This window comes from Pseudomonas sp. Pc102 (genome assembly GCF_018408275.1).
Classification (GTDB): Bacteria; Pseudomonadota; Gammaproteobacteria; order Pseudomonadales; family Pseudomonadaceae; genus Metapseudomonas; species Metapseudomonas tohonis.
Window position 1 is genome coordinate 2,650,711 of record NZ_AP021905.1, and the last position, 17,560, is coordinate 2,668,270.

Below are 17,560 nucleotides of genomic sequence, written 5' to 3' on the forward strand. Positions count from 1 at the left end.
GATGAGGCCTGACCATGCTCGCTGGCGTTTGCCCCTTCTTTGATCACAGCTATGCCAGTGACGCTTATGTTCGATAGCGGCCGCATCCCTTCGCCGAACCATTTACGTGTTCCTGCAATGCAATGGAGTCCGAGCATGCGCACACTCAACCAGTCCCCCATATACCTGATTGCGCTGGGGGCCTTTGCCCTCGGCATGGCCTCCTATGTCACAGCCGGGCTGATCCCGATGATCGAGGACTCGTTCGCAGTCTCTGTCGCGGTGGCCGCACAGTTGGTCACCTCATTCACACTGGCCTATGGCCTGGGTTCACCGATCTTCGTGGCTTTGACGCCAGCACACCGTCAGCGCGCCGGCCTGCTGCTGGCGCTAGGCCTGTTCGTCATCGCCAACGCAGCCAGTGCGCTAGCCGAGAGCTTCACCGCGCTGATGGCCTGGCGCGCCATCGCCGGCATTGGGGCCGGCGTCTATCTGGCCATGGGTATCGGTGCCTCGGCCTCCGTCTCCACCCCGGAAACCCGCGGCAAGGCCATCGCAATCATCATGGGTGGCATGGCCAGTGGTGTAGTGCTGGGCGTTCCACTCAGCCTGCTGATCGCAGAACAGCTGGGCTGGCAGGCTGCCCTATGGCTGGTTTCCCTTCTCGGCCTGGTGGCCTTCTTCGGCCTGCTGCTGAAGCTCCCGTCCTTACCGGCAGCCGCTGCCACCACACTGGGCCAGAAGCTGGCTATCCTCGGCGACGGCCATGTGCTGGTCATCCTGCTGGTGTCGCTGCTGGCTGCCGTCGCCAGTTTGGGCATGTACACCTTCATCGCTCCGCTGCTGGCTGATCCGTCCTATGGTGCGGTGCATTCGGTCACCCCCTATCTGTGGGTCTGGGGAATCGGCGGTGTGTTGAGCAGCTTCCTGATCGGCCCGCTGGTGGACCGCATCAAGGGCCCGGTACTCACCTTCGTCATCATGCTGATTCTCGCCGTGTCGTTGTTCGTGCTTCCACTTGCGGCTGCCTTCAGCACCTGGCTGGTGATGCTGCCTATCGCGCTGTGGGGCGCAGTTGGATGGGCGCTGCAAGTACCGCAGAACAACGAGCTGATCCTGGCACGTCAGGCACAGGGTGATGGCAACCTGGCTATCGCGTTGAACGAGTCGGCGCTCTACCTGGGTAGCGCCATCGGCGCGGCGGCTGGTGGCTTCGTGCTGCTGTTGCAGATGCCTATCTGGATCCTGACCGCCAGTGCGGGCGGTGTCGCAGCGCTGGGTGCCCTGCTGCAGATTATCAACCTGCGTCGCCAGCCAACCTGGAGCGGTGACGTGCAAACCGAGCCGTGTAACTGACGGAGGCAAAGGGCAGCCCGTCGGAAGCGCCGTGCGGAGGTGCGCACGGCACACCCTACGGCTCGCGTTCATCCTGCCGGGTTCTCAATTCGCATCGTCACAGGCGAACCGATGGCTCATGACCACGCCCTGAGGACGTGGTTTCCCGCGTTCGAACGAAGGCCTGTCGCCCTTACTTCGCCTTGGCCAGGCTTGCCATATAGGCCGCGAACATGTCGCTCAAGGCGCCGATCAGTTCGCTGCGCGTGAGCGGTGGGTGAGGGTGGCTCATGAAGCGGATGATGGTCATCAGCGCGCTGTTGATGACGACGTAGAGCGTGGGCAGCGGGTTGTCGATGGGGATTTCCCGCAGGTGGCGCAGCAGGTAGAGGCGGCAGAAATCGAACAGGTGCTGTTCCATCTCGTCGACCACTTTCAGCGTGCGCAAGTCCTGCCAGTGGCGCGCCAGTTCGAGGTGCAGGCTGGCGTTGCGGTCGATGAACGCGAATACCGCCTGCAGCAGGCGCTCCACGGCGGCGTGTACGTCGTCCGCCAGCAGGGTGGTGGCGTTGTCGCGGATCACGCCGGCCAGCTCCTGGCTCATGCGGTCGAGCAGGGCCTCGACCAGGGCTTCCTTGCTGGCGAAGTACTGGTAGAGCGAACCGACACTGACCCCGGCCTCGGCGGCGATGAGGTTGGTGCTCAGGCGGGCCAGGCCGTCGCGGGCGATGACCAGGGCGCAGGCTTCCACCAGGTCGGCGACCATCTGTTGCGAGCGTTGTTGGCGAGGCTGCTTGCGCATGGCGGGCTCCGGACGCGAATTGAATGCGAGCGGATAGTCGCATTAGCGTGAGGGCGTTTCCAAGCACCTGCCGGAGCCGCTTCCATGCACGCATTTGAACCCGCTCAACCCGCCCAGCCGAGTCCGCTGGGGCCGGACTCACTCACCTGGCGCTACTTCGGCGACCTGCGCGGCCTGCTGCTGATCGGGCGCACGGGCATCCTGCAGAACATGCACCCGGGCCTGGCGGCCGGCGTGCTGCAGCACTCCGACCTGTTCGCCAACCCCTGGAACCGTTTGCTGCGCTCCATCCCGCCCATCCTGGGCGTGGTCTACGACGGCGAGCAGGCTGCCGGCACCGCCTTGCAGGTGCGTGCCTTCCATCGCGATATCAAGGGGCAGGACGGGCAGGGGCGCCCCTACCACGCCCTCAGCCCCGAGCTGTTCTATTGGGCCCACGCCACCTTCTTCGAGGCGCAGATCGCCCTGCAGCAATGGCTCGGTACGCCCCTGGACGAACAGCAATGCGAGCGCCTCTACCAGGAGTCCGTCCACTGGTATGCCCTCTATGGATTGCCGATGGAGCAGGTGCCGGCGAGCTACGCCGCATTCCGGGTTTACTGGCAGCAGATGCTGGAGCAGCGCCTCCAGGCCACGGAGATCACCACCTGGTACTTCGGCCCGACCGCACGCCTGCCGGCGCCCTATCCCTGGATGCGCGGCCCGTTGTGGTGGTGCCTGCAACCCCTGCTGGTGGGCGGCGTGCGCTGGGTGGCGCGGGGCACCTTGCCGCCCGTGCTGCGGGAGCGGCTGGGGCTGCGGTGGACGGCGTGGGACCAGCGCCGGTTGCGCTTGCTCGCCGGTTTCCTGCGGTTGGTCTGGCGTGTGTTGCCTGGGGAGTGGGGCTATTTCCCCCGGGCGCGGAGGGCGATACGGCGTGCGCGGATGGCCGCCAGCGGAGCGCACCAGGCCCGCCAGGCTTGAGGGGCCTGGCGTAGCCCGGGCTTCAGTCCGGGGGCTTTGCGTGCATCCGCTCCCGGGCGGAAGCCCGGGCTACGGGGGCGTGCGACTGGGCGGGGCTTAGTGCGGTGCGCGGTTGCGGATGGTTTTCATCAGGTCGTCGGGGCTGATGTGGCCGACCACGTGGGCCGCGGCGCTGCCAGGTTGCGGCAGGTCGAGGATGTGGCCCTTCATCTTGCCGATGACGTGCATTTCGCAGGGCTTGCAGTCGAACTTCAGGGTCAGCACTTCATCGCCGTGCACCAGCTGCATCGGTGCGACCTTGGTGCGCACGCCGGTCACGCCCTTGGCCTGCTTGGGGCAGAGGTTGAAGGAGAAGCGCAGGCAGTGCTTGGTGATCATCACCGGCACTTCGCCGGCTTCCTCGTGGGCCTCGTAGGCCGCGTCGATCAGTTGCACGCCGTAGCGGTGGTAGAAGTCCCGCGCCTTCTGGTTGTAGACGTTGTAGAGGAACGACAGGTGCGCCTCCGGGTACACCGGCGGTGGCACGGCGACGGGCTTACGGCCGCCGCGCGGGTGGGCGGCGACGCGGGCTGCGGTCAGTGCCTCGATGGCTTCGCGGCGCAGGGCCTTGAGCTGGGAGTTGGGGATGAAGAAGGCCTGGGGCGCGTCCAGCTCCACGGTGTCAGCGTGGTACATCGTGGTGCCCAGCTGGCCGAGCAGGTCGTGCAGTTGCTCCAGGGCCTGCTCGGGCTTGTTGGCGGCGCCGAAGGGGCCGTCCAGGGCGACGCTGGCGCTGACGCCTTCCTCGCTGGTGGCGGTCAGTTCCAGGCGCTCTTCACGCAGCTTGGCGACCCAGGAGAGGCCGACGCGGCGCTCGGAGGAGGTCTTCTGCAGGGCCTGTTGCCAGTTGTGGTCGAGGTTGCGCGAGAGCGGGTGATTGGGGCGCAGGCGGAACAGCCCCTCGGGCATTTCGTTGGGCTCGACGCGGTAGCGGTAGCGCTTCTGGCCGTCTTCCTCGAACTCGCCTTTCGGCTCGGCGATGTTGGCGCGGAAGCCCACCACCTCGCGCTTGACCAGCACGTTGAGGCCGTCGCCGTTGGACAGGGGCTCCAGGGTCACCACCAGCAGGTCGCGCTTGTTGACCTTCTCCACGTTGCCCACCAGCAGGCCGGTGAAGGTGGGGGAGTCGAAGGCGCCGATGTCGATCTTGCGGTCGGTGACGAAGTAGTCGGTGCTGCCACGGTGGAAGGTCTTGTCCGGGTCGGGCACGAAGAAGTGGTCGGTGCGGCCGCTGGAGGCGCGGGCGAGGTCCGGGCGGTTCTCGAGGATGCCGTCCAGGCGCTGGCGGTAGTAGGCGGTGATGTTCTTCACGTAGCCCATGTCCTTGTAGCGCCCTTCGATCTTGAAGGAGCGCACGCCGGCATCCACCAGGGCGCTGAGGTTGGCGCTCTGGTTGTTGTCCTTCATCGACAGCAGGTGCTTCTCGAAGGCGACGACGCGGCCCTGGTCATCCTTCAGGGTGTAGGGCAGGCGGCAGGCCTGGGAGCAGTCGCCCCGGTTGGCGCTGCGGCCGGTCTGGGCGTGGGAGATGTTGCACTGGCCGGAGAAGGCCACGCACAGCGCACCGTGGATGAAGAATTCGATGGCGGCGTCGGTCTCGTCGGCGATGGCGCGGATCTGCTTGAGGTCCAGCTCGCGGGCCAGCACCAGCTGGGAGAAGCCGGCCTGGTCGAGGAACTTGGCCCGTTCCAGGGTGCGGATGTCGGTCTGGGTGCTGGCGTGCAGCTCGATCGGCGGGATGTCCAGTTCCATCACGCCCATGTCCTGGACGATCAGCGCGTCGACGCCAGCGTCGTACAGCTGGTGGATCAGCGTGCGCGCCGGCTCCAGCTCGTCATCGTGGAGGATGGTGTTGATGGTGACGAACACGCGGGCGTGGAAGCGATGGGCGAATTCCACTAGCGCGGCGATATCGGCCACCTCGTTGCAGGCGTTGTGCCGGGCGCCGAAGCTCGGCCCGCCGATATAGACGGCATCGGCCCCATGCAGGATGGCCTCGCGGGCGATGTGCACATCGCGGGCAGGGCTGAGCAGTTCGAGGTGGTGTTTGGGTAGGGACATGGCAAAAAGGCTTCCGGCACGGTGCAGGGCGCGGATTGTACCGGTCCGATGCCCGCTCGGCACCCGGTTCGGCGACGAATAGCGGGTTGGCTGCAAACGCCTGCGCGCTCGCGCTGTTAATCCTGTCCCGGTAATGGGAAAGCTGAGCCTGGAGCGGCGGCGGTGTCGCCTGGTTCCCGCTTGGGGCGCTGTCTAGAGTAGTTGGCTGGACAAAAGGAGTTGCCCCCATGAGACGAAAGGCCCGCATTCTCATTCTCTGCAAGACCTACCCCAGCCCCAGTGCCACTTATGCCGAGACCTCCTGCGTGGCTGGCATGGATGAGCACGGCGCGTTGATCCGTTTGTTCCCCGTGCCGTTCCGCCTCATTGGCCAGGAGCAGCAGTTCGCCAAGTGGCAATGGATCGAAGCCAGTATCGAAAAGAGCACTCAAGACCACCGCCCCGAGAGCCACAAGATCGGCGTGGACACCATTCGGCCCCAGGAAACGCTGCCCGCCGGTGATTGGTTGCTACGCAGGCGCCAACTGGAAAAGTTGCATGTGTATGAGAGCTTCGAGGCGCTGGAGCAGGCGCGGTTGGATCTGGGTGTCACGCTGGGGCTGTTGAGGCCCGCTCGGATAACCGGCCTGCAGATTCGCAAGGCAGGCACCGAACAGTGGACGGCCGAGGAGTTGGAGAAGCTGGAGCAGATGCAGCGCCAGGCCAGCCTGTTCGATGAGGACGAGGTTGCCAGCATCAAGCGCCTGGAAAAGGTGCCGTTCGACTTCTACTACGACTACGAATGCCTGGTCGGCGGGCAGGTGGTCAGCCATACCCACAAGATTTCGGATTGGGAGGCCTGCGAGTTGTAGCCGCAGTCATGGTTCCGATTGGGAGGTGCCCTTCAGGGAAAAGCTCGAAAGGGATCTGCCACGCCAGGACCTGATGTTCCTGATGGGCAACATGCACCGTTTCCCGGGCCAGTGGCTGATCGTCAGCCTGATCTACCCGCCTAGGCTACAGCCGGGAATAGGTCTGCAACTGCCGTTGCTTTGAGGGGGAGGTGAACGGCCTTCAGGGCGCTGTCCAGGCTGTGGGCTCGCTGGGCGATCAGGTTGCGGTGGCAGAACCGGGCGTCCGCTTCGTAGCAGACCATGCAGATCCGCTCACTGGCTGCGTCGGCCAGCAAGCCATGGAGCCGTTCATCCTGGGTCTTGATGTAGGCATTGAAGCCGCGTTCGTAAGTGGCCCAGTCACCGTCTTCCTTGTAGCGCTTGCGTACCGGTTTGGGGCAGCCGAGGGCGGGCTCGTGCTCGTAGGCGATACCTGCTTTTGCCAGGCATTCGGCGAAGGCTTTCTTGGAGAAGCCAGGCTTGCGCGAGAGGGGGTATTCACGAACGTCGAGGACCTTGTCGATCCCGGCTTCTTGCAGGCGCGCGATGAAGGCGTCGATGGAGAGGCCCTCATAACCCGCTGTGTAGATATTCATGATGTCCTCCGCTTCCGTGCCGACCTGGCCGCAAAATCGCGGCGGACTATATCACCGCAGCCCTGAGGCAGGGCTGGCCTACGATGGGCGGCCCATCGGACCGGTGAATGTCCTACAGCCCTCAGCAACTGGAGATATCGCGAATCCAATCGTCGATCCGCGGGCGGGGTTGCAGAAGGTCGGCGTCGGCGGCGTCCAGCCTTGGCAGGCCATGGTGGCCGGCGCGGCGCACGTGCAGGCGGATGCGTGCCTGTTGTTCATCGAGGATGTCGCGCCCCTGGCGCAGGCGGGCCAGGAGGCGGTCGTCCACCTGGTAGCTGCCACATTCCCGGCAGCGCAGGGCGAGACCGGGGCCGCCCGAATCCAGGGGTTTGGCTTCGTGTTCGCAGATCAAGCACTTCACGTGGGGCAACTCCTTTGTCCGGTCGACGGCGGGCTTGAATCGGATCCTGGCCGTGGCGACTGCGGCTCGACGCCGCTGTGCGACGGACAGCATGATCGTTGGTAACCATAGACCGGAGTGATGTGGAGCGAGTTGCAGAATTGTTTGAGCCTTGTGTCGGATGGCCCGGCACGCTTTCGCAAGCGGGTTTGCCGGGCAGGAATTAAGGAGTCGAACATGCAATACCTGATCAGGACGGCCACGGCCGAAGACGCATTGGCCATCAGCCAGGTGGTGCTCGCGGCGCTGGCCGAGAGCAACGCCCGTGACTACCCGCCCAAGGTGATCGCCTCGGTGCGGGCGAACTTCGGCCCGGAGCAGGTGCAGGCCCTGATGGCGGTGCGCGAGGTGCTGGTGGCCGAGGAGCAGGGCTGCGTGATCGGCACCGCCAGCCTGGATGGGGATGTGGTGCGCACCGTCTTCGTCGCGCCGGGCGCCCAGGGGCGGGGCGTCGGCCGGCGGCTGATGGAGCGGATCGAGGCGCTGGCCCGCGAGCGCGGCGTCAGGCTGTTGCGGGTGCCTTCGTCGATCACCGCCGAAGGCTTCTATGCGGGGCTGGGGTTCCGCTTCGTGCAGGAAATCATCCGGGGCGAGGAGCGCACCCTGGTGATGGAGCGCTCGCTCGCCTGACCGGCCTGCGGCCTACCAGCCGCAGGCGGCCTCGAAGCTGTCGGCGCGGGCCATTTCCCACATGCGGCCGTAGAAGTCGGCCTCGATCGTCTCCTTGAGCAGGTCGCCCGGCTTGAGGAAGACGTGGAGCTGGGAGAACAGGCGGATTTCGCTGTCGGAGACGCGGCGCACCAGGTGGCGCGGCTCCAGCTGCGCCGGGTGGTCGAGGCCGGCGGCGGCGAGCATCTCGGCCAGGGCCTTGAGGGTGTTGCGGTGGAAGCTGTGCACGCGCTGGGCCTTGTCCGGCACCACCAGGGCGCGCTGGCGCAGGGCGTCCTGGGTGGCGACGCCGGTGGGGCATTTGTTGGTGTGGCAGCTCTGCGACTGGATGCAACCGATGGCGAACATGAAGCCGCGCGCGGAGTTGGCCCAGTCGGCGCCGATGGAGAGCACGCTGGCGATGTCGAAGGCGCTGACGATCTTGCCGCTGGCGCCGAGCTTGATCTTGTCGCGCAGGTTCAGCCCCACCAGCACGTTGTGCACGAACAGCAGGCCCTCGCGCAGGGGCACGCCGATATGGTCGGTGAACTCCAGGGGCGCGGCGCCGGTGCCGCCTTCCTTGCCGTCGACGACGATGAAGTCGGGGTAGATGCCGGTGGCCAGCATGGCCTTGGCGATGCCCATGAATTCCCACGGGTGGCCCAGGCAGAACTTGAAGCCCACCGGCTTGCCGCCGGACAGCTCACGCAGCTGGGCGATGAACTGCATCATCTCGATGGGCGTGGAGAAGGCGCTGTGGCGCGAGGGGGAGATGCAGTCCTCGCCCATCATCACGCCACGGGTCTCGGAGATTTCCTTCGTCACCTTGTGCTTGGGCAGGATGCCGCCGTGGCCCGGCTTGGCGCCCTGGCTGAGCTTGATCTCGATCATCCGCACCTGCGGGTTCTGCGCCTGGGCGGCGAAGCGCTCCGGGTCGAACAGGCCGGCGGCGGTGCGGCAGCCGAAGTAGCCGCTGCCCAGCTCCCACACCAGGTCGCCGCCGTGCTCGCGGTGGTAGGGGCTGATGCTGCCCTCGCCGGTGTCGTGGTAGAAGCCGCCGAGCTTGGCGCCCTGGTTGAGGGCGCGGATGGCGTTGGCGCTGAGGGAGCCGAAGCTCATGGCCGAGATGTTGAAGATCGACGCCGAGTAGGGCTGCTTGCACTGCGGCTCGCCGATCTCCACGCGGAAGGCCGACGGGTCGCTCAGCGGTGCCGGGCGCATGGAGTGCCCGATGAATTCGAAGCCCGCCTGGTAGACGTCCATCAGCGTGCCGAAGGGCTTGTCGGCCCCCTCGTTCTTGGCCCGCGCGTAGACCAGCGAGCGCTGGGCGCGGGAGAAGGGCAGCTTGTCGCCGTCGGCCTCCAGCAGGTACTGGCGGATTTCCGGGCGGATGCCTTCCACCAGGTAGCGGATGTTGCCCAGGATCGGGTAGTTGCGCCGCACCGCGTGGGGCGTCTGCAGCAGGTCGAGGACGCCGATTAGTGACAGCACGCCGGTGACCAGGGTGAAGGGCCAGAGCCACTCGTGCCCGACGAAGGGCAGGGTGGCGAGGGTGAAGAGCACGCAGAAGGCGAAGAACGCGTAGCGGCTGAGAAGCGACAGGCTCATGCGGATTCCTTGTGAGAGGGCACGGGTTCAGCGTAGCGGAGCGGCAAGGTTACGCGTTGCACCGGTGCGATGGACACCGCTGCCGTGTGGGGCGGTGAAAACACGGGACGTAGGCTAGCGCGGCGCGGCCAGGAAACGCTTCCACAGTTCGGCCTCGCGGCCATTGGCACGCAGCGTGGCCAGGCCCTTGTCGAAGGCTTCCAGGTAGCGCCGGTTATCGGCCGGCTGGCTGGCGAAGAGCAGGTGGTAGTCCCAGCGCTGCAAGGGTTCGGTGGTGGCCAGCTGCGCGGCTTCGTCCAGCTCCAGGCGCTGGTTGATCAGCCATTGCCCGGTGCCCTTGACCATGTCCACCGCGTCGATGCGCCCGGCGGCCAGCTTGCGCAGGTTGCCGGTCTCGTCGCCGCCGACTTCGTATTTCAGCAGGCCGCGTTGCTCGGCTTCCTCCAGCAGCGGGGTCTTCGCAGAGCCCAGGGGCAGGCCGATGGTCAGCCCGCGCAGGTGCTCCATGTCGGCGGGCGTGCCGTCCCAACGCACCGGGTGGGCGCGGTTGTAGAAGAGCACCACCTCGTCGCTGTACACCCGCTCGGAGAACAGGCAGCAGGCCTCGCGCTCGGGGCTGCGGCCCCACACCGCCGAGGCCTGCCAGCGGCCCTGGCGCACCTCTTCGAAGGCGCGCTTCCAGGGGAAGAAGCCGTATTCCACGGTGATGCCCTGGGTGGCGAAGGCTTCGCTGATGAGGGTGGGGATCACGCCGTTGCCGGGTTGCGAGGCGCTGATCAGGGGTGGCCATTCGCCGATGGCGATGCGGATGTGCCCCTCGGCGAAAAGCGGGCGGGAGAGGGCGAGGAGGCAGAGGAGCAGCAGGACCCGGAATCGGGACATCGAATTCTCCCGGCGATGCATGCGCGGCGGCATGCCGCCCGTTCAGCCAAGCACAGGGCATGCCGGCCCGCCAGCCAGCGGCGATGCCCGGTGCCGGTCACGGGGCGCCGAAGGCCTGCGGGCGGTCGAAGAAGCGGCGGCGCTGCTCCACGGGCAGCTTGCCGGCAATCTCCAGCAGCATCGCCTGGGCCGCGCGCTGCAGCGTTGCCGTGGCCTCGCGCTGCTGGGCGAAGCGCCGTTCGACGGCGGCGGCGTCCAGGGGCTCGCGGGCCAGTTCATCGAGCAGTTGCTGGCGGTTGTCGCGGTTGGCCTGGGCCAGGTCGCGCAACTGCGGGGCGTGCTGGCGGATCACCGCGCGCACCTCGCCGCGTTGCTCGGCGGGCAGCTCCCGCACCCGTGCGATCAGTTGGCGCATGGGCTGGCCCTGGAAGCCGGAGTCGCCCGGTGCCGGGCGGGCGATCAGCCAGCCGCCGAGAAAGGCATTGCCGGCCAGGGAGAGCAGCAGGGCGCCGCCGAGCAGCCAGGTCCTGTTCATGGTTCCTCCGTCCACAGCAGTTGGTCCATGGCCTGGGCGGCCACTTCCAGGTCGGCGTCGCCGGCCGGCGCGCCGGCATGCCCGGCGAGCAGCCCGAGCACGCCGCACAGGGCGAGGCTGGCGAGCTTCAGCTGCCAGCCGTAGCGCCATTGTTCCAGGGCCCGTTGCAGGCGTCGGCGCCAGCCCGGGCGCTGCGGTTGCGCGGTGGCGCGGGCGACGATGCGCGCGGCGAGGTCGGCCGGGGGCGTCGGTCTCGGTTGTGCGGCCAGGTGCCGGCGCAGGTCCTGTTCATCGTTCATCGTCGTGCTCCTCGGTGGGGCGGTTGGCCGGGCTTGCGGGCAACCAGCGGCGCAGTTGCGCGCGGGCCCGGCCCAGCAGGCCTTCCAGGGCCTTGAGGTGGAGGCCCATGAGTGCGGCGGCCTGGGGGTTGCTGTGCTCCTCGAAGTAGCAGAGCACCACGGCCATGCGCTGTTTGTCCGGCAGCCGCTGCACCACCCGCTGGACCTCGGCGGCCTCGCGGGCGCGCTGCACCTGCGCGGCGGTGTCGGCGTCGGGGTCCAGCAGTTCTTCCAGCAGGGCGTCGATGTCCTGTTCGGGGCGGCGCTTGCGACGGCGCAACTGGTCCAGGCACTGGTTGACCAGGATGCGCTGCAGCCAGGTGGTGAACAGCGCCCGGCCCGGTTGCCAGTCGGCGGCGTGGGTCCAGATGCGGGTGAAGGCTTCCTGGGCGGCGTCCTCGGCGTCGGCCTGCTCGGGCAGCACGCGCCGGGCGATGGCATAAGCGCGCGGCAGGTGGCGCTGCACCAGGGTGGCGAAGGCGCGTTCGTCACCTTCGGCCACGGCGGCCATCAGGCGTTCGTCGTCGAGCTGCATCCGTCGTGGCTACCCGGGCATCGAGGGCGTTCGGGAATCGGGCAGCAGCGGGATGGGGCGCTTCATCGGGCCTCCGGTTCAGGGCGAGGGGGTGAGGGTGACGCTGCCGCTGCGGGTCTCGCCCTGGCTGCCGGTCACGCTGCGCGAAAGGGTGTTGCTGTCGCGGTCGAAACTGTAGCTGGCCGAACGCTGTGCCGTCTCGCCCGCAGCGTTGGTGACCTGGGTCTGGCGGGTGAGGCCGTCGTCGCCGCGCTGGGACTGCTGGCTGAAGGTTCCGCTGCGACCATCGGTGGTGGTCCAGGTGCCGCTGCTCTGGCCGTCGGCGTGGGTGCCTTCGAGGGTGACGCCACGGCCATCGGCACCGCTGCTGCTGCGGCTGAACTGGCCGCTGTCGCGGTCGTAGCGGGTGGTGCTGGTGCGGCTTGTGCTGCGGCCGTCGTCGCCGGTGACGCTGCGCTGGCGGGTCAGCCCGTCGGCCAGGTTGCCGCTGCGCTGGGTCTGCCAGGTGCCGGCCTGCCCACGTCCGGTGACGAAGCTGCCTGCGTGTTGGCGTTCCCTGGCCTCGGCCAGGCCGGTGCACAGCAGGAGCAGGCAGAGCAGGTGGGGCAGGGCGTTGCGCAGGGTGGCGTTCATGGGAGCCTCGTTGCCGGGAAAAGGGCGGGTTCGAGGGTTGTACGACGGCGTTGGGGGCGCCCCTGCGTTTATTTTTTGAAGGCACCGGGATGGGGCGGATGTCGGGTACAGCTCCGTGCGATCTGTTGTTCCGCTTGGTGGATGGGTGAAGCGTCATCCACCCTACGCAGCGGCGACCGTGGTGCTGGAGTGGGGCACCGAGGTGGGCCGGATGTAGGGTGGATGGCGCTCTTTTCATCCACCGGCGGAGCCCGGCGTGACCACGGATGTTGGGCGAGTGAGGCGGGGTTCAGCCTACGGCTGCGGCGGCAAGGCGTTGCTGCAGGCGGTGATCACGGCGTCGTCGGCCTTGAGGCGGTCGGGCAGGAAGTCGCGGAGGAATTCCACCCAGGTGCGGATCTTCGCGTCGAGGAACTGCCGCGACGGGTAGAGCGCATAGATGCCCAGGGGGAACAGGCTGTGGCGCGGCAGCACGCGCACCAGGCTGCCGTCGGCCAGGCCCTTCACGGCGGAGTACACCGGCAGCACGCCGATGCCCATGCCGGCCATCAGCGCCTCGGTCATGGCGTCCGCGGTGTTGACCTGGAAGGGGGTGTGGTTGATGGAGATCATCTGCTGCCCGTCCGGGCCCTCGAACAGCCACTTGTCCAACGCCATCACCGAGTTCACCAGGCGCAGGCAGCGGTGCTGGGTGAGGTCGGACGGCTGGCGCGGGGCGCCGTGCCTGGCGATGTAGGCGGGGGAGGCGCAGAGCACGCTGTAGGTGGTGCCGAGCTGCTTGGAGATGAAGCCCGAGTCGGGCAGCTCCTGGGCGATCACCACCGAGATGTCGTAGCCCTCGTCGAGGATGTCGGTGGTGCGGTTGGCCAGGGTCAGGTCGAAGCTCACGTCCGGGTAGGTCTCGCTGTACTGGGCGATGGCCTTGATCAGGTAGTGCTGGCCGATGCCGGTCATGGCGTGGACCTTGAGGTTGCCGGCGGGGCGGGCGTGGGCCTCGCTGGCTTCGGCCTCGGCCTCCTCGATGTAGCCGAGGATCTGCTCGCAGCGCAGCAGGTAGCGCTGGCCGGCTTCGGTGAGGGCGATGCGACGGGTGGTGCGGTGCAGCAGGCGGGTGCGCAGGTGGGTTTCCAGGGTGGCCACGGCGCGCGAAACGTACGAGGTGGTCAGGTCGAGGCGGGCCGCTGCCGCGGTGAAACTGCCGGTTTCTGCCACGCAGACGAAGGCGCGCATGTTGAAGAGGATGTCCATGAGGGGCTCCGACCTGGAAGGGGTGCGAATTCTGGCATGAAGTGCCGGGGGATTATGGCCGATCAGTACATAATGAATCGCCTATCCGAGCGCTTATCCTGGCCCCGGGCCGCACATAGAATCGCCGCCGTTTCGGGCCTCTCGGCCCTTGCCTCAGGATGTGCCGCACGTGCCCCGCAATCGTCGGCCCGGGTTGACCCGAGCCAGTCTGTTCGCCGTCTTCCCGCTTCTGTGTTCCTGCATCGATTCCTCCGGCCTTGCGCCAGCCTCCCGGCCCCTCGACGCCCATGAACTGGCGCCGGGCGCCGCCATCGCCGCCGCCCGGGCCGAGGCCGGCTGGCCAGCCGGGCAATGGTGGCGTGCCTTCGGTGACCCGCAGCTGGACCGCTGGATGGACCGCGCCCTGGCCGGCAGCCCGAGCCTGGCCATGGCCGCCGCGCGGGTGCGCCAGGCGCAGGCGCGGGCAGGCGTGGTGGAAGCCGACGAGGCGCCGCAGCTGGGCCTGGACGCCAGCCTGCAGCGCAAGCGCTGGCCCGACGATGCCTTCTATGGTCCCGGCGACCTGGCCCGCAGCAGCAGCTGGAACAACACCAGCCAACTGGGCTTTTCCTACCCGCTGGATCTCTGGGGCCGCGAGCGCAGCCGGGGCGAGTCGGCCCTCGACCAGGCCCGGGCGACGGCGAGCGAGGCACGCCTGGCGGCCCTGGAGCTGCAAGGCAACCTGGTGCGCAGCTACATAGGCCTGGCCCTGCACCACGCCGAGCTGGACATCGCCGAGGCCGAGCTGGCCCGCCAGGAACAGCTGCTGGCACTGGTTCGCCAGCGCCGCCGCGACGGCATCGGCACCGGCCTGGAGGAGACCCGCGCCGGGATGGGCCTGCCCGAGGCCCACCGGCAGATCGACCTGCTGCACGAGGCCATCGAACTGGACCGCAACCAGCTCGCCGCCCTGGCCGGCGTCGGGCCGGGGGAGGGCGAGGCGCTGCAACGCCCGGCCTTGTCGCCGCTGCTGGACCTGGGCCTGCCGCCGCGCCTGCCCCTGGAGCTGCTCGGCCACCGGCCGGACCTGGTGGCCGCGCGCTGGCGGGTGGCGGCCGAGGCGCGGGGCATCGAGGCGGCGAAGGCGGATTTCTACCCCAACGTCGACCTGCTCGGCGGCCTCGGCAGCTCGGCGGTGCAGGGCGGCGTGCTGGATTTCTTGCGCTACGACAAGCTGACCTGGGGCCTTGGGCCGGCGCTGTCCCTGCCCATCTACGACGGCGGCCTGCGCCGTGGGCGGCTGGCGGAGGCGGGGGCCGGCTACGACCTGGCGGTGCAGGGCTACAACCAGGCGCTGGTGCAGGCGATCAAGGGCGTGGCCGATGCCCTGGTGCGGCTGAAATCCCTGCGCGAGCAGCAGCACCTCGTCGCCGAGTCGGTGGACCAGACGCAGCACGCCTTCGATCTCGCGCAACTGGCCCGCCAGCGCGGCCTCACCGACCAGCGTGCGGTTCTGGAGGCGCAACCGGCGCTGCTCCAGGCCCAGCGCCAGCAGCAACGGGTGCGCGCCGCGCGCCTGGTGGCCCAGGCCGACCTGCTGCTGCAACTGGGCGGCGGTGTGCTGCCCGGGGCCTCGGGGCCGCAGCCCCGCGAGCTGGAGCCCGGCGAGCCCACATTGCGATTGACCCACCCCTGAGACGACGACCATGACCACGACCCTGCGCCGCGAGCTGGCCCATTGGGCACGCACCGAAGGCCTCACCTGGGTGTTCATCCTCAAGGCCCTGCTCACCGCCTTCATCGCCCTGTGGCTGGCCTACCGCCTGGAGCTGCCGCAGCCCGGCACCGTGCTGGTGACGGTGTTCATCGTCATGCAGCCGCAGAGCGGCCAGGTATTGGCCAAGAGCTTCTACCGCATCATCGGCACGCTGCTGGGGCTGACGGTGATGGTGGCGCTGATCGCCCTGTTCAACCAGGAGCGGGTGCTGTTCATGCTCGCCGTGGCCATCTGGATCGGCCTGTGCACCGCCGGTGCCGCGCGCTACCGGGATTTTCGCGGCTACGCCTGCGTGCTGGCCGGCTACACCGCGGTGATCATCGGCCTGCCGGCGACCCTGCACCCGGAAGGCGCCTTCATGTCGGCGCTGTGGCGGGTGCTGGAGATCACCCTCGGCATCCTCTGCACCGGGCTGGTCAGCGCGCTGGTGCTGCCGCAGACCAGCAGCGCCGACCTGCGCGCCACCTTGCAGGTGCGCTTCCGCGACTTCGCCGCCTTCGCCTGCGAGGGGCTGGCCGGGCGCCTGGACAGCGAGCGCTTCGAGGCGCTCAACGCACGCTTCGCCGCCGCTGCCGTGGGCCTGGAGAACCTGCGCAACGCCACCGCCTTCGAAGACCCGCACATGCGCCTGCGTGCCGGGCGGCTGGGGCGGCTGAACAACGAGTTCATGGTGCTTTCCACGCGCTTCCACGCCCTGCACCAGTTGCTCAACCGCCTGGCCGAGCCGGCCGGCGGGCAACGGGTGCGCGAGGCCCTGGCCCCGCCCCTGGCGGAGGTGGCGGCATTGCTCGCCGCCCAGCGCGAGCGCCTGGGCAGCGACGCCGAGGCGGCGGAGTTCGCCGGGCGCCTGGCGGCCTGCCGGCAGGAGCTGATGCAGCTGATCCGTGCCGGGCGGGGCCGCCTGGCCGTGCAGCAGGTGGACGAGGCCGGCGCGCTGGATTTCGATACCGCCGCCGAGCTGCTGTTCCGCTTCGTCGACGATCTCCACGGCTACGCCCTGACCCTGGCCTCGCTGCTGGACCACCGCCACGCCCGCGAGGACTGGCGGGAGAGCTTCCGCCCCCGCGCCAACCCCCTGGCCGCCGCCGTGGCCGGCATGCGCAGCAGCCTGCTGATCCTCGCCCTCGGTACCTTCTGGATGGCCACCGCCTGGCCCGCCGGGGAGACCTTCACCATGACCGTGGGGATGATCTCGGCGCTGGCCTCGTCCTCGTCCAACCCCAAGCGCCTGGCCCTGCAACTGACGATCGGCGCCACCGGCGGCGCCCTGGCCGGCATCTTCACCACCTTCTGGGTGCTGCCCTGGCTGGATGGCTTCGCCATGCTCTGCTGCGCCCTGGCGCCCACCTTCGCCCTGGGCGCGCTGCTGCTCTCGCGCAGCCAGTGGTCGGGCTACGGCGTCGGCCTGCTGGTGTGGTTCTGCCTGCTGTCGCTGCCGGCCAACCTGACCCACTACGACCCCTACCGGCTGTTCAACGAGTACCTGGCGGTGCTGCTGTCCATGACCCTGGCCACCCTGGCGGCGGCGCTGATCCTGCCGCCCAACCGGCCCTGGCTGTGGCGGCGCCTGGAGCACGACCTGCGCATGTGCGCGGTGCACACCGTGAGCGGGCGCATCCGTGGGCTGGTGAGCGGCTTCGAGAGCGGCACGCGGGACCTGCTGGCCCAGGCCTACGCCTTCTCCGCCGGGCGCCCGGACGTGCAGCGCCGCCTGCTGCGCTGGATGTACGCGGTGCAGGAAGTGGGGCACGCGGTGATCGAGCTGCGCCTGGAGCAGGCGCGGTTGCCGGCGCTGTCGTGCTACGCCGAGTCCATGCCCTGGCGCCAGGCGGTGCGGGTGATGGGCCGGGCGCTGATCCGCCTGTTGATCCAGCCCGGCGAAGCCAACCGCGTGCGCGCGCTGCAGGCGGTGGAGCAGGCCATCGAGGCGGTGCGCGCCACTCCCGAGCCCTGCGCGCCGCAGTTCGAGACCTCGCCGCTGCGTCGCCTGCAGAGCTACCTGCACTTCATCCGCACCTCGCTGCTCGACCCGCTGGCGCCCTGGGCCGAGGCGGACGAGGCGGCACCTGCCCCGGTACTCGCCCATGCCCCGTGAGATCGCCCTGCACGGCGTCTACCTGCCGAGCCTGACGCTGCTGTTCCTCCTGGCCCTGGCCGGCGGCTGGCTGCTCGACCGCCTCGCCGCGCGCCTCGGCCTGTACCGCTACGCGTGGCACCCGGTGCTGCTGCGGGTCAGCCTGTTCACCTGCCTGTACGGCGCCCTGGCGCTGGCCACCTACCGTTGAGAG

At 68.5% G+C, this 17,560-nt stretch carries 18 protein-coding genes; 7 read left to right on the top strand and 11 right to left on the bottom strand.

Going from position 1 to position 17,560, the window contains the following annotated elements:
* Window positions 1–135: 135 nt before the first annotated feature.
* Window positions 136–1,335 carry an MFS transporter gene (locus tag PHLH3_RS12345; protein ID WP_213629513.1) on the top strand — a complete coding sequence of 400 codons (1,200 nt, stop codon included), beginning with the start codon at window positions 136–138 and terminating at the stop codon, window positions 1,333–1,335.
* 172 nt (window positions 1,336–1,507) lie between these two features.
* Here PHLH3_RS12345 and PHLH3_RS12350 read toward each other — a convergent pair whose 3' ends face one another.
* Window positions 1,508–2,116: a TetR/AcrR family transcriptional regulator gene (locus PHLH3_RS12350; protein ID WP_173174440.1), complete on the bottom strand. Its 609-nt coding sequence runs from the start codon at window positions 2,114–2,116 to the stop codon at window positions 1,508–1,510.
* Between the two features lie 84 nt (window positions 2,117–2,200).
* Here PHLH3_RS12350 and PHLH3_RS12355 point away from each other — a divergent pair, with 84 nt between their 5' ends.
* Window positions 2,201–3,079, top strand: a complete 879-nt coding sequence (locus PHLH3_RS12355; protein WP_213629515.1) for an oxygenase MpaB family protein — start codon at window positions 2,201–2,203, stop codon at window positions 3,077–3,079.
* A gap of 96 nt (window positions 3,080–3,175) precedes the next feature.
* On the opposite strand, the gene PHLH3_RS12360 is transcribed toward PHLH3_RS12355, so the two are convergent.
* Entirely contained in the window at window positions 3,176–5,179 is a 2,004-nt protein-coding gene (locus PHLH3_RS12360) for a U32 family peptidase (protein WP_213629517.1), read from the bottom strand.
* Between the two features lie 227 nt (window positions 5,180–5,406).
* On the opposite strand from PHLH3_RS12360, the gene PHLH3_RS12365 reads away from it, so the two are divergent.
* Entirely contained in the window at window positions 5,407–6,030 is a 624-nt protein-coding gene (locus PHLH3_RS12365) for a hypothetical protein (RefSeq protein ID WP_213629519.1), read from the top strand.
* Window positions 6,031–6,170: 140 nt separating this feature from the next.
* On the opposite strand, the gene PHLH3_RS12370 is transcribed toward PHLH3_RS12365, so the two are convergent.
* Window positions 6,171–6,647 (bottom strand): DUF488 domain-containing protein, encoded by a 477-nt coding sequence (locus tag PHLH3_RS12370; protein ID WP_213629521.1) that lies wholly within the window; start codon window positions 6,645–6,647, stop codon window positions 6,171–6,173.
* 121 nt (window positions 6,648–6,768) lie between these two features.
* Entirely contained in the window at window positions 6,769–7,050 is a 282-nt protein-coding gene (locus PHLH3_RS12375) for a hypothetical protein (protein ID WP_111261574.1), read from the bottom strand.
* Window positions 7,051–7,266: 216 nt separating this feature from the next.
* Here PHLH3_RS12375 and PHLH3_RS12380 point away from each other — a divergent pair, with 216 nt between their 5' ends.
* The gene (locus tag PHLH3_RS12380) at window positions 7,267–7,719 is read left to right on the top strand and encodes a GNAT family N-acetyltransferase (protein ID WP_213629523.1); all 453 of its coding nucleotides are present in this window, start codon (window positions 7,267–7,269) and stop codon (window positions 7,717–7,719) included.
* 12 nt (window positions 7,720–7,731) lie between these two features.
* On the opposite strand, the gene PHLH3_RS12385 is transcribed toward PHLH3_RS12380, so the two are convergent.
* From PHLH3_RS12385 to PHLH3_RS12415, 7 genes are all read right to left on the bottom strand, one after another.
* Window positions 7,732–9,345: an FMN-binding glutamate synthase family protein gene (locus PHLH3_RS12385; protein WP_213629525.1), complete on the bottom strand. Its 1,614-nt coding sequence runs from the start codon at window positions 9,343–9,345 to the stop codon at window positions 7,732–7,734.
* A 114-nt stretch (window positions 9,346–9,459) separates the two neighbouring features.
* Window positions 9,460–10,227, bottom strand: a complete 768-nt coding sequence (locus PHLH3_RS12390; protein ID WP_213629527.1) for a transporter substrate-binding domain-containing protein — start codon at window positions 10,225–10,227, stop codon at window positions 9,460–9,462.
* 97 nt (window positions 10,228–10,324) lie between these two features.
* Window positions 10,325–10,762 carry a periplasmic heavy metal sensor gene (locus tag PHLH3_RS12395; protein WP_173174424.1) on the bottom strand — a complete coding sequence of 146 codons (438 nt, stop codon included), beginning with the start codon at window positions 10,760–10,762 and terminating at the stop codon, window positions 10,325–10,327.
* Window positions 10,759–11,061 (bottom strand): hypothetical protein, encoded by a 303-nt coding sequence (locus PHLH3_RS12400; protein ID WP_213629529.1) that lies wholly within the window; start codon window positions 11,059–11,061, stop codon window positions 10,759–10,761. Before PHLH3_RS12400 ends, PHLH3_RS12395 begins: the two co-directional genes overlap by 4 nt.
* Window positions 11,051–11,635 carry a sigma-70 family RNA polymerase sigma factor gene (locus PHLH3_RS12405; RefSeq protein ID WP_213629531.1) on the bottom strand — a complete coding sequence of 195 codons (585 nt, stop codon included), beginning with the start codon at window positions 11,633–11,635 and terminating at the stop codon, window positions 11,051–11,053. The genes PHLH3_RS12400 and PHLH3_RS12405 overlap by 11 nt, the downstream gene beginning before the upstream one ends.
* A gap of 78 nt (window positions 11,636–11,713) precedes the next feature.
* The gene (locus PHLH3_RS12410; RefSeq protein WP_213629533.1) at window positions 11,714–12,268 is read right to left on the bottom strand and encodes a hypothetical protein; all 555 of its coding nucleotides are present in this window, start codon (window positions 12,266–12,268) and stop codon (window positions 11,714–11,716) included.
* A gap of 294 nt (window positions 12,269–12,562) precedes the next feature.
* Window positions 12,563–13,516 (bottom strand): LysR family transcriptional regulator, encoded by a 954-nt coding sequence (locus PHLH3_RS12415; RefSeq protein WP_173174416.1) that lies wholly within the window; start codon window positions 13,514–13,516, stop codon window positions 12,563–12,565.
* A 169-nt stretch (window positions 13,517–13,685) separates the two neighbouring features.
* On the opposite strand from PHLH3_RS12415, the gene PHLH3_RS12420 reads away from it, so the two are divergent.
* The 3 genes from PHLH3_RS12420 to PHLH3_RS12430 are packed head-to-tail and all read left to right on the top strand — an operon-like array spanning window position 13,686 to window position 17,557.
* On the top strand, window positions 13,686–15,191 hold the full coding sequence (locus PHLH3_RS12420; protein WP_213629535.1) for an efflux transporter outer membrane subunit: 1,506 nt from the start codon (window positions 13,686–13,688) through the stop codon (window positions 15,189–15,191).
* A 10-nt stretch (window positions 15,192–15,201) separates the two neighbouring features.
* Window positions 15,202–17,367 (top strand): FUSC family protein, encoded by a 2,166-nt coding sequence (locus PHLH3_RS12425; protein WP_213629537.1) that lies wholly within the window; start codon window positions 15,202–15,204, stop codon window positions 17,365–17,367.
* Window positions 17,357–17,557, top strand: coding sequence for a DUF1656 domain-containing protein (locus PHLH3_RS12430; protein ID WP_213629539.1), 201 nt, complete (start codon window positions 17,357–17,359; stop codon window positions 17,555–17,557). Before PHLH3_RS12425 ends, PHLH3_RS12430 begins: the two co-directional genes overlap by 11 nt.
* Window positions 17,558–17,560: the final 3 nt, after the last annotated feature.

Bases quoted from the DNA above. Each gene is read 5' to 3' on its own strand.
- PHLH3_RS12405 (WP_213629531.1), bottom strand. From the start codon at position 11,635: ATGCAGCTCGACGACGAACGCCTGATGGCCGCCGTGGCCGAAGGTGAC.
- PHLH3_RS12415 (WP_173174416.1), bottom strand. From the start codon at position 13,516: ATGGACATCCTCTTCAACATGCGCGCCTTCGTCTGCGTGGCAGAAACC.
- PHLH3_RS12395 (WP_173174424.1), bottom strand. From the start codon at position 10,762: ATGAACAGGACCTGGCTGCTCGGCGGCGCCCTGCTGCTCTCCCTGGCC.
- PHLH3_RS12430 (WP_213629539.1), top strand. From the start codon at position 17,357: ATGCCCCGTGAGATCGCCCTGCACGGCGTCTACCTGCCGAGCCTGACG.
- PHLH3_RS12410 (WP_213629533.1), bottom strand. From the start codon at position 12,268: ATGAACGCCACCCTGCGCAACGCCCTGCCCCACCTGCTCTGCCTGCTC.
- PHLH3_RS12360 (WP_213629517.1), bottom strand. From the start codon at position 5,179: ATGTCCCTACCCAAACACCACCTCGAACTGCTCAGCCCTGCCCGCGAT.
- PHLH3_RS12400 (WP_213629529.1), bottom strand. From the start codon at position 11,061: ATGAACGATGAACAGGACCTGCGCCGGCACCTGGCCGCACAACCGAGA.
- PHLH3_RS12380 (WP_213629523.1), top strand. From the start codon at position 7,267: ATGCAATACCTGATCAGGACGGCCACGGCCGAAGACGCATTGGCCATC.
- PHLH3_RS12365 (WP_213629519.1), top strand. From the start codon at position 5,407: ATGAGACGAAAGGCCCGCATTCTCATTCTCTGCAAGACCTACCCCAGC.
- PHLH3_RS12350 (WP_173174440.1), bottom strand. From the start codon at position 2,116: ATGCGCAAGCAGCCTCGCCAACAACGCTCGCAACAGATGGTCGCCGAC.
- PHLH3_RS12385 (WP_213629525.1), bottom strand. From the start codon at position 9,345: ATGAGCCTGTCGCTTCTCAGCCGCTACGCGTTCTTCGCCTTCTGCGTG.
- PHLH3_RS12425 (WP_213629537.1), top strand. From the start codon at position 15,202: ATGACCACGACCCTGCGCCGCGAGCTGGCCCATTGGGCACGCACCGAA.
- PHLH3_RS12370 (WP_213629521.1), bottom strand. From the start codon at position 6,647: ATGAATATCTACACAGCGGGTTATGAGGGCCTCTCCATCGACGCCTTC.
- PHLH3_RS12390 (WP_213629527.1), bottom strand. From the start codon at position 10,227: ATGTCCCGATTCCGGGTCCTGCTGCTCCTCTGCCTCCTCGCCCTCTCC.
- PHLH3_RS12355 (WP_213629515.1), top strand. From the start codon at position 2,201: ATGCACGCATTTGAACCCGCTCAACCCGCCCAGCCGAGTCCGCTGGGG.
- PHLH3_RS12345 (WP_213629513.1), top strand. From the start codon at position 136: ATGCGCACACTCAACCAGTCCCCCATATACCTGATTGCGCTGGGGGCC.